The sequence below is a fragment of the Sphingomonas sp. PEI4 genome (genome assembly GCF_056679955.1).
On sequence record NZ_JBWXPI010000002.1, the window covers coordinates 16719 to 30522 of the forward strand.

Sequence of the window (13804 nt, forward strand, 5' to 3'; positions counted from 1 at the left end):
ATCACCTCTAGTTGATGTACGCTCTTGCGACACATCAGCGTTTTCGCGACCACTCGGGCCAGCTCGCCGCACGCGGTTAGCCCGGGCTTTGTCGGCAAATCGCCGCCAAAGTTCGGGCCTTATTCGGAATAATTAACTCCGGCCGCGCGCGACGCGCCGTGGCCTCGAATAAGCGGATACCGCATCATGCATACTCAAGCTGCACAACTAGACGCTCGTCCTGTTATTGAAGTCTCGATAGAAGAATGTGATTCCCTCTCTGCACTGGCGTTAAGCGCCCAGCACCGACATCCCCAAGCCTCGTCCATGCTTCTTGCCGAACTCGATCGTGCCGAACTTTACGAGGCGTCTGATATGCCGCCAGAGACCGTTACGATGAACTCCATCGTCGAATTTTTGGACGAAGAGAGCGGTGTGCGCCGCGTTGTCCGGCTGGTTTACCCTAATGAGGCAGATATCGATGCTGGACGGATCTCGATCCTGACACCAATCGGGGCGGGACTGATCGGTATGTCAGCGGGCCATGCGATCTCTTGGCCGGATCGTGAGGGCCACGTTCGCTCTCTCAGGATCGTCAGCGTTACTCAGCCCGATAGGGGTTTGGGCGCATGATCGAGGAACTGGCCCGTCATCGATGCAGTGGCGACGATGGCACACCTCTTTTCGTGGTAGAACGCTGTCATGTCTTCATGACCCAGGGCGATACCGGCTTACGTCAGTATCGAGGCGCGGCCTGCTTGACGCTGCTCGATGGCGAGCCTGTTCGCTACATTGATGCGCGAACGTTCGAGGTCGTCGCGAGCGGTGAACTGATCGCCCATGACCCCGCAACGTGTGATTGCGCGCCAGCGGTCGAGGTGTTCACACAAGACGGTCGGCGCGAGGGAGGGGACGCGAGCATCTAGTTCTGTCGCTCAGACATGACATCGATCACCGCGTTGACAAGCTGCGCTGCGCCGTCGCGATTCAAGCGAGCCGGCCAAAAGCGGTTAACGCCTTACCGCACTTCGATCAGTGCCGCCTTTCACACCCGTTCCGCTCAGGGCAGCGCTAGCCGCGCGCAAAAGCATCCGTCGCGCAGCAAAGCTGGCTGGCACCGCCTGCGACCCAAAGCGCTGCGCGAACCCCTCTCGCCAAAGCCTCGACGCCACAACATGAACCTCCTCGCGAGTTGGCGAGCGCTCATCATTAATGCAGGCGGTGATCGCCGGGTACAATTGAGGCAAAAGAACGGCTTCGGTCGGTTCGATCGGCTCGCTGACCTGTAGGTCAACACCTTGCTCGCACCGGCGTTTCAAAGCTTGCCTGCGTTGCCGGCGCCAAGCGCGGCCCGCGAACCAGAGGGGTACTGCGGCAACTACCGCAAACGTCAAAGTCATGTCCAGGAACTGACTTTTCGGTAGCTTACCAACTAAGCCCAGCACCAGGAGAATCAGAATAGCGGGGGCGCCCCATTCCGGATGCAGCGTGAGCCGAAAAACGTACCACAGTAACCAACAAAACAGCGCCGCGGCCGCCAGGCTGCCTACGATCAGGCCGATTGCTCCGGCCGCAATGAGGATCAACTGCATGCGCCGACTCCTTCCGGCTATATATATCGCATTGCGATAGACACTGCAATTGGAACCTCTTACGAACCCGATCAATCGACGCGCGCGAGTAGCTCGGCCAGCATAGGCCTAAGCCGTACAATCTCCTCGCGATGCGTCTCCGAGAGCTGTTTCAGAAGCGTTCGCGCTTTCTGCGTCAATTCGAGGAGAGCCTGCCGGCCATCGTCCGGTGATGGCCTACGTATCACCAAGCCAAGCGTTTCCAGACGATCGACCAACCCGGTCGCGCTGTGCGGTTTTAAGGCCAGACGCTCCGCGACGTAGCCGACGCTCACGTTTACGGGGGCAGCCCCCCGGATCGCGAGCAGCGCCTGGTGTTGCTGCGGCTTCAAGCCGCAGCTAGCCGCGCCTCGTTCACTGAAAACCAGAAACTGGCGAAGCGCATAACGGAAGTCTGCAAGCGCCGCATAGTCGGCGTCGGCTAACTCATTCCGATCAATCATCACTCATATCCTAGGCGTTGAAGTATATCGTGGCACGATATAGTGGTCGCCCTTTCTGAACCGGCGAGAGTGCATGACGGCTTCCACCATCAACATCCCAAAGCCCAAGCGGCTTGCCGATCATAGCGCCGACTGGCGAATGATCATGCTCGCTGGAGCAGCGGTCGTGGTCGGCACGGGCGCAGCGTTCGGTGCCTGGATCCTCCTAAAGCTGATCGCATTTGCCACCAATCTGTTCTGGTTCGGCAGGATATCGGCCGCGCCTGCTGAAATCATGGACGCGAACGTCGGCCTTGCAGTGGTCGCGATACCGGTCATCGGTAGTCTTCTGATCGGCCTGATGGCGCGTTTCGGCTCGGAGAAGATCAAAGGGCACGGCATTCCGGAAGCGATCGAGGCCATTCTATACGGCGAAAGTCGCCTGTCGCTCAAGGTTGCGGTTCTTAAACCACTTTCCTCGGCGATCTCGATCGGCAGTGGGGGTCCGTTCGGGGCCGAAGGTCCGATCATCATGACTGGTGGTGCGATCGGATCCCTGTTTGCGCAATGCTTCCACCTGAGCGCGGCCGAGCGGAAGACCCTGCTGGTCGCAGGCGCCGCAGCGGGGATGACCGGCATCTTCGGCACGCCCATCGCCGCCATCTTGCTGGCGATCGAGGTTCTGCTGTTTGAGTGGAAGCCCCGCAGCTTCGTGCCTGTAGTTGTCGGAACGCTGGTAGCGTTTGCCTGGCGGCCCATGCTGCTGGGAGCCGGACCGATCTTCCCGTTCGCGGCGGTTCCTGTGCAGGCGTGGTGGCCTACGGGGGGATTAGCCCTCGGGATAGGTGTTTTAGTCGGGCTAGAGGCGGCGTTGCTGTCGGCGATGCTCTACCGGGTCGAGGACGCGTTCCACCGGTTGCCGGTGCATTGGATGTGGTGGCCAGCGTTGGGTGGCATCGTCGTTGGGATTGGGGGTTTGATCGATGCCCGTGTTCTTGGCGCGGGCTATGCGAACATCCAGGCACTGCTCGACGGATCATTGGCGGTGCGGGTCATCCTCGCGTTGTTGGTCGTGAAGGCAATCGTCTGGCTGGTCGCGCTGGGATCGGGAACGTCGGGCGGCGTTCTCGCGCCATTGCTAATCATGGGTGGCGCCCTGGGCGCCCTGCTTGGGCAGTTTTTGCCCGGGTCAGTCGGCTTCTGGGCAATGATCGGCATGGCCGCCATGATGAGTGGGGCCATGCGTGCTCCACTGACCGGTGCACTTTTTGCGGTCGAACTAACTGGGCATTTTGATGCCTTGCCGGCGACGATCGCAGCAGCGACGGGAGCCTATGCGATTAGTGTCCTGGTCATGCGTCGGTCGATACTCACCGAGAAAATCGCCCGTCGTGGTCGTCACATCCTCCAGGAGTATACAGTTGATCCGCACGAATTCCTGCAAGCCGAGCAAGTGATGACACCTGCCCCCGCCATGTTGTCGGGTGACATGACGATTAAGGATGCCGTTGCCTATTTCGGGGACGGCGCGACGCACCGAACATATCCGGTGGTTGACGTAGGCGGACGACTGCTGGCGATGGTGTCCCGGGCCGATGCGCTTCGCTGGCGGGTAGAAGGTGAGCTGCCCGACACCTCGCTTGGCGAGGCGCTGTCCGATTCATCGCAGCCGACCGCGTACCTTCACTCGCCGATCGGCGAAGTTGCTGATTTGATGGTCGAGAGCGGGGTTGGACGCATTCCTATTGTCGAGGTCGGCACCAATCGGGTGGTTGGCATCCTCTCGCGACACGATCTGCTCAAAGTCCGCAGCGCCCGCAAACGCGCAGAGATCGACCGAACATAGCCAGACTGGCGCTGTGAATTCCCGATAAAGATCAGATTATCCGGGGGTCAGGTGAACTGAACAATGAAGCTGTCATTCTCTTTCGTACCTATTCTCGCTGGCGCGACATTGCGCGACCGCCTCTTTGCGTGCGTCGGTGCATTGATCGGCGTTGCGCTCACCAGCCTCATGAGCGCCATAGCCCTGCACGACTGGACATCGCTCCCGTTGCTGGTGGCGCCGATTGGCGCCTCCGCGGTGCTGGTCTTCGCTGTCCCAGCGAGCCCGTTGGCCCAACCCTGGTCGGTGTTCGGCGGCAACGTCGTATCAGCGTTGGTCGGCGTAGCAGCAGCCCGCCTCGTGCCTATACCGTACCTTGCGGTCGGGGTTGCCGTAGGCGGGGCGATCCTCGCCATGTCACTGCTTCGCTGTTTGCATCCGCCCGGTGGAGCGGCCGCGCTGACGGCCGTGATCGGTGGGCCAGCCGTGCTAGGAGCTGGTTACGCGTTCCCGTTCGTGCCGGTCGGGGTCAATTCTCTGATCTTGATCCTTGCCGGCATTATTTTCCATAGAGCCTCGGGCCACTCCTATCCTCACCGTCCAATCCCGATCGTCGGTCACGAGATGACCACAGCCGGATTGGGCGTGCCGCATCCCGCAGATATCGACCTTGCACTCGCCGACCTCGGGGAGACCTTCGATGTAAGTCGGGAAGATCTTGACCTGCTGTTTCGACGAGTTGAATTCCACGCAGCAAAGCGTGCAACAAGATAAACCGGCGCAAGGGGGGAACCGCGATGAACACCATGGGAAGCGCCCTTTCTGATCGGCAAGCGATCTGGGCGTTCGTGCTTGGCTGTTTGGCGGTCACAGCAGGCGTTGGCACACACCTGCCGATGTTCTCGATGGCGCAACAAATGCACTATCATTTGGCGGGTATGCCTATGACGAAATCAATGGTCGTCGGCATGGTCCTCATTGTGGGTGGCCTTTTCGTGGCAGCCTATGGACTCTTGCCACGAAACTTAAGCGAGCACCGCACGTCCACCGCCAACATCGTTGTCGCCGCACCTGAGGACGCCCAACTGAGCGCAGCTCACTTCGGTCTTATGGCCGTCCTCGTGGTCGCGCTGGTTGTAGACGTAATGAAGCCCGCTGCGCTCGGGTTCGCGATCCCCGGCATGACTAGCGAGTATGGCGTATCGAAATCGACAGCGTCTCTCGTCGCCTTCTTTGCCCTTGTTGGAACGGTAGTCGGCTCGGTGGTATGGGGATTCCTGGCTGACATTTACGGGCGCAAGGCGACCATTTTGCTCTCGGCCGTGTTCTTTGTGGGCACCGCGATCTGCGGCGCGATGCCAAGTCTCGCCTGGAATATCGCCATGTGCTTCATGATGGGGGCAGCGGCTGGAGGCATGCTGCCGGTCACGTATGCCCTGCTCGCCGAGATGATGCCGTCTCGTCACCGGGGGTGGGCCTTGGTGCTGGTTGGCGGTCTGGGCGCGGTTGGCGGCTACTTCGCGGCAAGCGGAGCATCTGCTCTCTGGCAAGGCACGTTCGGTTGGCGCATCTTATTCCTTTTAAACCTGCCGACTGGCTTGCTACTGATTGTGCTCGGCAATTTTATTCCCGAATCTGCGAAGTTCCTGATCGCACGCGGACGAATAGCGGAAGCTGAGAAAGTCATGCAGCGGTTCGGGGCAACGGCGCGTAAGGTCACCGCTCCGTCGCGGCCGTACCGTTCGCCTCCCTTGGCGCTCACTGGATTCCACTTATGGGGCAAGCTTGCGGCGTTGAGCCTGGCAGCATTTTGTTGGGGGCTGATCAATTTTGGGCTTCTTCTATGGTTGCCAGGTGATCTCCAAGAAAAGGGTTACACGGTTACTGTCGCAAGCACGCTGCTGGCAAAGTCGGCGCTGATCTCGTTTCCCACGGTCTTCCTTTGCGCGTTTCTTTATAGTCGATGGAGCACCAAATGGTCGCTCGTGACGATGATCGCGATCACGATGCTGGGGCTTGGCCTCGTGCTTCGTTTGGAGTTGGCGGGGCATGGCAATCCGGTGCTGCCGGTATCATTGCTTATTGTGGGATCGAACGGCATTCTCGCGACATTGCTGCCCTATGCGGCTGAAAGCTTCCCGCTGAATGTACGTGGCCGCGCGACCGGATGGGTAGCAGCTTGCACCAAGGCCGGGGGAGTTGGCGCCCAAGGGCTTGCTATCGCGGCACTCGTGCCGAGCATGGGCTCGGCGGCCATCGCGATTATGCTGCCGACCGCTCTTGCGCTGGCACTGATCGCCCGGTTTGGTCGTGAGACCCGCGGAACTGATCTGCGCGACCTGGACGCCGACAGCGGGCCGTTCGGGCAGGGCTCCGAACCGAGGACCACTTAGTCTTCGATTAACTTGGGCTAGCTCCGATGTCGAAAAAGTCCGCTCTCCGGTGCCCAGCGCATAGGCTTCGTTTTTGGGAAAGCTGGATTGAGTCGTTCACCCTGCAAGCGACATTAGATTCAATCTGGTGGGGGCATTCTGAAGCAGGGTTCTGACCCCGCGAACCTGCGGAATGGCAATGGCATCGAGAGGGTGTCACAACCCCTACCAACCGCATTTGCCATGAACAGCAGCCTGTCAGCTGATCTTCGATTTCGGAAGCGCCTCCACAAACGCTCGATATGGGGCACGTAGCTGTGACGAGCCGATCTAAGCTGTCACCTGGGAACGAAATCTGTTTCACGGGCACGGTGTATCAAAATTGATACATAAGGCATGCAGCATTGCTGGCGGTTAGGTAATTGGCCTTATTTGAGGTTAGCGTGCAAGCGGGGCTCCGCCGTTTCCCTTATGGGTTTCAGCGACTTTTTCTGCATATCGATCGGCCAGCTCACGATGAATGGCAGCAACGGCTCGATCGGTCGATGTATCTGCTAATTTTCGTTCTTGCTTTTCGCGGTTGATGTAGAACTCCGGATCGTTGTCATCAGACATTTTTCTCTCAATCCTATTGTAGGAATGCTGGCGGAGGGTATTTTATGTTCAATTGCGTGAGAGCAGTATCGACATATACTGCTACTAAATCCAAACCATGCTGATCTAAATCGTGGAGAGCTTCTATTAAACGAGATCGTATCACCTCGATCGGTATTTCCGACGGATCGGACATTTGTTGTCCTCCCTTAGGCTAGAATCTATCCGCGCTGTCACTTGGTGCGCAATCGACAATAGGAAGCATAACCCAGCAGCCTATCGAATTCAAATGTGCTTGTAACTATTTGAAATTGATGTGCTTTGTCTATCGTCGATACTCAGGCTGTTCCAGTATGCAGGTAGTCAGGATTAAATCCAGCTACCTCCCCTAATCGCTTCGCATCAAGAAGCGTTAGTGTGCGATTTTGAAGTTGCATCAGACCTTCGTCCCGTAGTCTTTTGAGTATGCGGTTCACATGCACGGCAGTCAGGCCAAGAGCGTCACCAAGTTGCTCCTGCGTCAGCGGTAAATCGAACTCGTCTTTTTTAAGCAAACTCAAGTGGGACATGCGAGCGTGAAGCTCACATGCCTGATGAGCAACCCGCGCGTAGGCATCACGGCGCCCTAGATTCACGACCCAAGCTCGAAGTACGGCCTCATCAACTAAGGCAGCCCGCCGGAACGCTTGAGCCAGTTCCGGCTGATCACGTATCATGGCAATCAAAGTATCGGGACTTGCCAGAGCAACCGTCAAGGGAGTGAGCGCGACTACACTGTGATCCATCTTTTTAAAGACTGTAATCTCGCCGTTGCAGAAATCGCCTGGAAGCAAAAACGCCGTGATCTGCCGGGAGCCGTCAGGCAGGACTTTGTAGCGAGCGGCCCATCCATCAAGTACTATATAGACGTGCGCGGGGCTGTCGCCTTCGCGCACAACATCCATACTCCTGTTCACAGTCTGCTTGATTTCGCAAACTGCATACAGGGATTGGTGATCGTCAGCCGACAGCATGGCGCCCATTTGGAATTTAGCAATCAATGGATTCATCAGACCCTCTAACATGATCCATGTTAGCACAATCAATTCAGCAATAAAACTTGTCTGCCGCTTTCATCGGATCGGACCCAAAGGCGGAAGATCCGCTTTCACCCAAACCTCGCCATTCCCGAAACTCGGTTCCCGGGGAAGGCGTGACCTTTCTCGATCATCAACCATCACGAGATCGCCGACGATCCTGGTCGCGAGGCTCGGGGCTTCGGCCGCGACATTCCCGCCGGCTTCCTTTGCTACCCGGCAGCACAGGCCGCTGACATAACGGCCTTCAAGGCAACCGTGGTTCCCGTCGGCGAGGATCAAGCGCCGATCATCGAGCAGACCAACAAATTGGTCCGTCGCCTCAACGGCCAGATCGGACACGCTCTGTTACCCAAGGCCCGGGCGCTGATCCCGGCAATGGGACGATTGCCTGGCATCGACGGCAAGGCGAAGATGAGCAAGTCGCAGGGTAACGCGATCCCGCTGTCAGCGAGCGACGCCGAGATCGAGGCGGCGGTGCAGCACATGTATACCGATCCGAACCATCTGCGTGCGACCGATCCAGGACAGGTGAAGGGCAACGTGGTGTTCACTTACCTCGATGCCTTCGACGCCGACGTGGAAGCGGTAGCCGAGTTGAAAGCGCATTATCTCCGTGGAGGGTTGGGGGACATGGCGCTGAAGCGCTGGCTGACTGCCATTCTTCAAACGATCGTCGCGCCGATCCGGGAACGCCGGGCCGCACTGAGCGCCAGGCCCGACATGATAATGGATATTCTGCGCACTGGCGTGAAAAAGGCCGCCAAGTCACCGAACGCACCAATGCGGAAATCACCGGGGCTTGGGGTTATTCCAGCTATAGCAGTTGTGCTTGTCAGGTTTACCGAAACCGGCGACAGACTGTAAGAAAACTCGTTGGCGCGCCGCACCTGACGTTCTTTCTCGTCGAGACTGATCAGAGGGCGCTGCAATCCGGTTTTGCTTCTGTACCAGCGCTGAGATAATCGCGGAGGCATTGAAATCGTTGGCAAAAAGGGCCATCGATACGCAATGCGCGAAAGCCTTCATCTGACCGCGATAGCTCACACACAAGGCATACAGGCGGGGAAAGCAGGAAAGACACCGTTGGACTGCCCGTGGCCCACCCAAAATTACGAAGCATGCCAAGCGTGGTTCGCAGGCTACAGTGTAGCGGTTATAGCAACGTACGCTCAACAGCATGCCATGCGGACTAGAGATTTAGCATCCGGCCGGGCGCAAGTAGCTTGAACCGCAGCGTTGCTGCGCACAGGGGTACGGAATAGCATCGTGCACTGAGCTGAAGTTAACTGGACAACGGTTGCCTCAGTATGTCCGCTACCTTCATGCACAGGGCTTCGATCGTAAAGGGCTTGGTCAGTAACTCCATGCCCGGCTCCAAGTGCCCGTTCCCGACCGCCGCGTTTTCGGCGTAGCCGGTAATAAACAGCACCCTCAGGCTGGGCCGCAGCGCTCTGGCGGCATCGGCCACCTGTCGGCCATTCATCCCATTGGGCAAGCCAACATCCGTGATGAGCAAGTCGATCCTGGCACCCGATTGCAGAACCTTGATCCCGGCTGCGCCGTCGCCGGCGCCGATCACGGTGTACCCCTGCTCGTCCAGCACCTCGTCGATCAAGTGCCTGATGGTCGCCTCGTCATCGACTACGAGAACAGTCTCGCCGCTGCCCTTGATCTCCTTTGAAGAAGCGTCGTCAACAGCGTCATGCGGAGCGTCGCCATCATACCTGGGCAGGTAAATGCAGATGGTCGTGCCCATGCCAAGTTCGGAATATATCCGGACCTGTCCCCCCGACTGACGGGCAAAACCGTACACCATCGAGAGGCCAAGACCCGTACCCTGCCCGATTGGCTTGGTCGTGTAGAATGGTTCGAATGCACGGGCGATGACTTGCGGTTCCATTCCAGTGCCGGAGTCAGTGACGCAGATCGATAGGTACTCGCCAGGGTCCATATCGTGCAGAAGCGCCGCACGTTGATCGAGGCGCTTGTTGCCCCCCTCGATGGTAATGCGCCCGCCCCCCGGCATGGCGTCGCGCGCATTGATGCACAGGTTGAGCAAGGCGCTTTCCAACTGTGTTCCGTCAATCATGGCCGGCCAGAGATCCACCGTGTCGACGATATCCACGATGGTTTCCGGCCCAACCGTGCGGTGTAGCAATTCGTCCATGCCGCGAATGAGGCGGGACACGTCCGTAGGCTTGGGATCGAGCGTCTGACGCCGTGAGAAGGCCAGCAATCTCTGAGTCAACGAGGCAGCGCGACGGCCAGCACCTTGCGCTGCCGAAATGAAGCGATCGAGGTCATCCGTACGCCCACGCGCCAACCGCATCTGGAGCAGTTCCAGATTGCCCATCATTCCCGTGAGCAGGTTGTTGAAGTCGTGAGCCAGGCCGCCCGTGAGTTGACCTACCGCCTCCATCTTTTGGCTCTGCCGCAGCATCTCCTCCCGGTTCTGTTCCTCCGTTATGTCACGGCCGACCGTGTAGAAGATGCCGCTTGCTGGATCGGCGTCGGGAACGGCAGACCAGGCAAAGGCGACCGGCGTGCCGTCCGCCTTCAACAGACGAACATAGAATTGGTGAACCAACTCGCCTTGCATCAGGGTTTCGACCACATCCGCCGTTGTTGCGAGGTCGTCGGGATGGATGATTTCGGCGAAGGGACGACTAGTCAGCTCTTCATGCGATCGATCGAGCACAGCCGCCCACGCGGGATTGATCGTCTTTAGATACCCGTCGAAAGTCGCAACGCCGAAAAGGTCGCGTGTCATCTCGAACAGTCGATCACGTGCGGCCGATGCCTCCCGATCGGCAATCACCCGCTCCGTCGTTTCAGTGCAGGCGCAGAACAGCCCCTCTACGTCACCTGGTTCGCCACGGACGGGCGTGTAGCTGAATGCGAAATGCGCCTCCCGGGGTCGGCCTGGCCGATCAAGCTCAAGCGACAGATCAGCCATATGGACGGGCTCACCTCTCGCAACCGCATCGAACAGCGGCGTCAGCTCCTCCTGTACCTCGGGCCAAACGTCGAAGAATGGGCATCCGAGAGCGTCGGGGTGCCGATCTGCCAGCATCGGGGCGTAGCCGTCGTTGTAGAGCAGAATATGATTGGCACCCCAGCCGATAAACATCGGTTGATCCGCAGCGAGAAGGACACCTACAAGCGTTTTCAGCGGTTGAGGCCAATCATCTGGACGTCCAAGCGCCGAAGCGGCCCAGTCGTATGCTCGCATTGCCGCGCCCATACGCCCGCCGCCCATCAACACATCGAATTGCAACGACTTACCTCGCCCACGCTTCCATTGCGTTATGATAGAGACGTCTTCGGCGCACGCCTAGCGCTTCTTCGACGGCTGCCAGCATGGTGTTACAACCTGCTGAAACAGCCGCGGACGGTTGTGACATCGTCTCGACTCCATCACCTTTTTGCGGCGTTGCCGGCGTCATGACTGCCGCACATGCGCTGCCCCATTGATCGAAACAATCGATCACGCGCGGGCCTGTCCGAAACCACAACCTTTCCGACAGACTGTCGAGCAGCGCTAGGAACTCCGGGGGTAAATCAAGAACATTGATGATTTTGAGAGTGTCGGAAAACGGTATGTTTGCGGCAGACTTGGACGATTGCAGTTCCTGGCAACCTGTCCGCAATCTCTGTTTGTCGTGCAGTCGTGATTGCGACCGGGTTTTTCACATATCTGACCGCTGAGGACACTCCGGAGGCCTATGTCGAGCCGACAGCTAAGCCGTTGCTTCCAGCTCGCGTAAGCTGCGTCCGCGCGTCTCTCTTCCTGCGCGCCCGATCAGTACCGCTGACAGCGTCATTGGTACAATTAGCGCGATTGCCGCGCCCCCCATCGTCGGGATCAGCCCAGCGAAGGCGCCCAGCTGGACAGCAACGCCACCAAATTTGCTACTCCCCGCGATAAGCCCGGTGGCACGCCCACGGACGCGTAATGCGTAGTTTTCGGCTGCATAGGGAAGTAGCACGGCGATCAATCCGTTTGTGCCAACCACCAGCAACGCGATCACAGCGATGAGCAGTGGTGGCCAAGCCAGCGTAGGCGCCGGCAGTAGGGCTCCGGCAAGCCCGGCGAGTGTGAGAAGCACAGTGCCGATCAGGGTGCGCTTGCTACTCCACCGGCTGTAAAGGAAGGCCGCGATCATGATCGTGGGCAGGGCAACAAGTGCTGAGCTGGCGATGATGCCGCTCGCAATCTCGGCACTGAAGCCTCGATCCTGGAGATCGGAAGGCAACCATAGCAGCAAGCCGAAGTTGACGAAGCTCCAAGACAGGGCCGTGATCACCAGGGCGATAGTCAACTCGCGGTGGTGAGCCGCGGCGCTGCCAGCGTCCGCTGGCGCTGCTTGTGGCGCACGCCTGACAATTCCGAACTTTCGAGCCATGTCAGCTAGTTCGGCGTCCATACCCCGTTCCAACAGAAATCGCGGGGACTCAGGTATCCACCTTGCCATCGCAAGCAGCAGCAAACCGGTGGGAAAGCCCTGCAGCCACAAGCTACGCCAGCCGAACAGGGGCTCGAACAGATGCGCTGCACCGCTAGCTGCGAGGTAGCCACCGACCAGTCCCGTACCACCAACCAGCACAAGGACCCAGCTTCTATGACGCGGAGGCATGATCTCTGCCAACAGCGTGTAGACGACGGGCAGCATTCCGCCAGCCGAGCACCCCATCAGAAAACACATGACCAAGTTCCAGCTGTAGGAAGGCATAGCTCCGCAGATGGAGGTCGAGACGAACAGGATTGTCGACAACAGGATCGACACACGCCGACCGTAGATGTCCGCAAGCCACCCCCACAAGAACGAGCCAACTGTGGTCCCCGTAAGGGCAACGAACGGAAGCAGGGCAACGGTCGATTTGGCGAGCCCATACTCGCCCCGCATGCCGGGAAGCACGAAGCCGAGGGTTGCTGGCTTCATAGTGTCGATGATGAGCCCGAGGGTAAGCACCAGCAGAACGGCAGCATGCGAGCGCGTCAGAGGGGTATCATCGGGCGCTTCATATGCGACGCCAACGGCTGCCCTGTGATCAGGCCGTTTCTTGGGTAAAGCGCCAAATATAGCTGCCGGCACGCCGATACCGATCAGCGCCATGCCTAGGTACATCCATCCGTCCATAGCCATACCCGACAGGTGATTGCCCATCGTATGGGCCATCGCGAGCATTGGTAAGTGAAGGGCCACCCCAACGCTGATCGCCGCACAGCCTGCCCAGAAGAGCGGCCAGCGCTCGCCGACAACCGAGTTTCCGCGGCTGCTACTGCCATTCGCCATTTATTTCCCCCCACCAGCAGTAGCGACATACGCCGCACGGCTTGCCTGCCGCAAGCAGAGCACATGCCGACGGGGCACGTTGCGGCTCATGGCTTGCCGAATGGCTTTCAGGCTTGCGGCTCGCCAAACTGAGCGTCCAGAAGTAGGCGTTATCGACCGATTCATCTTCCCGATCGGCGTGATGTTTTGGGATGAGAAGTGCGGCAGATTGAGCGCAGACTACGGTCGTTATCAAATATTGAAACTGATTGATAACCGCAAACCGTAACCTATCTATAAAGAGCGGGCCGGGCCCCTCTGACAATTTCCCTTGGGTGATTGTGATGTCGGACCGCATCGGGTTATCTCGATATAGGCCTGGCCGCTTTGCCTCCTGTCGTCGTTGATGATCCAATCTTTCGATCACCGATTGAGAAGAGGCTCTGAGCATGAAAATCAACAGACTCGCCGAGCTGCATCCGCAGTTGGACGAGCGCGTGCGTATCGCGATAGCGCGCCGAACCCCGAATTCTCCAATTGTGCTGCAATTGTAGAGCTTTGAGTTGGGCCTGAGAGGCCGCTTGTGCGCACCACACGCGAGATACCGGCCCTCCTGACCGCTGATC

At 58.7% G+C, this 13804-nt stretch carries 13 protein-coding genes; 7 read left to right on the forward strand and 6 right to left on the reverse strand.

Features of this window, described 5'->3' with window-relative positions; translation table 11 throughout:
• The first annotated feature begins 186 nt into the window (after positions 1 to 186).
• Both rnk and AC1MLZ_RS19190 read left to right on the forward strand, forming a co-directional pair.
• On the forward strand, positions 187 to 612 hold the full coding sequence (gene rnk, locus AC1MLZ_RS19185) for a nucleoside diphosphate kinase regulator (RefSeq protein WP_480961621.1): 426 nt from the start codon (positions 187 to 189) through the stop codon (positions 610 to 612).
• Complete coding sequence (locus AC1MLZ_RS19190; RefSeq protein WP_183937896.1) at positions 609 to 905, forward strand: hypothetical protein; 297 nt, start codon at positions 609 to 611, stop codon at positions 903 to 905. Before rnk ends, AC1MLZ_RS19190 begins: the two co-directional genes overlap by 4 nt.
• An 84-nt stretch (positions 906 to 989) precedes the next feature.
• On the opposite strand, the gene AC1MLZ_RS19195 is transcribed toward AC1MLZ_RS19190, so the two are convergent.
• Together AC1MLZ_RS19195 and AC1MLZ_RS19200 are read right to left on the reverse strand one after the other, a co-directional pair.
• The gene (locus AC1MLZ_RS19195; protein WP_480961622.1) at positions 990 to 1571 is read right to left on the reverse strand and encodes a hypothetical protein; all 582 of its coding nucleotides are present in this window, start codon (positions 1569 to 1571) and stop codon (positions 990 to 992) included.
• 71 nt (positions 1572 to 1642) lie between these two features.
• Entirely contained in the window at positions 1643 to 2053 is a 411-nt protein-coding gene (locus AC1MLZ_RS19200) for a MarR family winged helix-turn-helix transcriptional regulator (RefSeq protein ID WP_151992023.1), read from the reverse strand.
• A 73-nt stretch (positions 2054 to 2126) separates the two neighbouring features.
• Here AC1MLZ_RS19200 and AC1MLZ_RS19205 point away from each other — a divergent pair, with 73 nt between their 5' ends.
• The 3 genes from AC1MLZ_RS19205 to AC1MLZ_RS19215 all read left to right on the forward strand — a co-directional run bounded on the left by AC1MLZ_RS19205 (position 2127) and on the right by AC1MLZ_RS19215 (position 6250).
• Positions 2127 to 3878, forward strand: coding sequence for a chloride channel protein (locus AC1MLZ_RS19205; protein ID WP_480961623.1), 1752 nt, complete (start codon positions 2127 to 2129; stop codon positions 3876 to 3878).
• Positions 3879 to 3941: 63 nt separating this feature from the next.
• A complete protein-coding gene (locus tag AC1MLZ_RS19210) occupies positions 3942 to 4631 on the forward strand; it encodes an HPP family protein (RefSeq protein WP_480961624.1) in 690 nt (229 codons plus the stop codon).
• 23 nt (positions 4632 to 4654) lie between these two features.
• A complete protein-coding gene (locus AC1MLZ_RS19215) occupies positions 4655 to 6250 on the forward strand; it encodes an MFS transporter (protein ID WP_480961625.1) in 1596 nt (531 codons plus the stop codon).
• Positions 6251 to 6667: 417 nt separating this feature from the next.
• On the opposite strand, the gene AC1MLZ_RS19220 is transcribed toward AC1MLZ_RS19215, so the two are convergent.
• Positions 6668 to 6844, reverse strand: coding sequence for a hypothetical protein (locus AC1MLZ_RS19220; RefSeq protein WP_183937908.1), 177 nt, complete (start codon positions 6842 to 6844; stop codon positions 6668 to 6670).
• A gap of 317 nt (positions 6845 to 7161) precedes the next feature.
• Positions 7162 to 7887: a Crp/Fnr family transcriptional regulator gene (locus tag AC1MLZ_RS19225; RefSeq protein ID WP_426291273.1), complete on the reverse strand. Its 726-nt coding sequence runs from the start codon at positions 7885 to 7887 to the stop codon at positions 7162 to 7164.
• Between the two features lie 249 nt (positions 7888 to 8136).
• Between AC1MLZ_RS19225 and AC1MLZ_RS19230 the strand changes: the two genes are divergently transcribed.
• Positions 8137 to 8766 (forward strand): hypothetical protein, encoded by a 630-nt coding sequence (locus tag AC1MLZ_RS19230; RefSeq protein ID WP_234422919.1) that lies wholly within the window; start codon positions 8137 to 8139, stop codon positions 8764 to 8766.
• 418 nt (positions 8767 to 9184) lie between these two features.
• On the opposite strand, the gene AC1MLZ_RS19235 is transcribed toward AC1MLZ_RS19230, so the two are convergent.
• On the reverse strand, positions 9185 to 11032 hold the full coding sequence (locus tag AC1MLZ_RS19235; protein WP_199861024.1) for a hybrid sensor histidine kinase/response regulator: 1848 nt from the start codon (positions 11030 to 11032) through the stop codon (positions 9185 to 9187).
• A 610-nt stretch (positions 11033 to 11642) separates the two neighbouring features.
• On the reverse strand, positions 11643 to 13199 hold the full coding sequence (locus tag AC1MLZ_RS19240; protein WP_234422830.1) for an MFS transporter: 1557 nt from the start codon (positions 13197 to 13199) through the stop codon (positions 11643 to 11645).
• Positions 13200 to 13299: 100 nt separating this feature from the next.
• Here AC1MLZ_RS19240 and AC1MLZ_RS19245 point away from each other — a divergent pair, with 100 nt between their 5' ends.
• On the forward strand, positions 13300 to 13467 hold the full coding sequence (locus tag AC1MLZ_RS19245; protein WP_183938025.1) for a hypothetical protein: 168 nt from the start codon (positions 13300 to 13302) through the stop codon (positions 13465 to 13467).
• Positions 13468 to 13804: the final 337 nt, after the last annotated feature.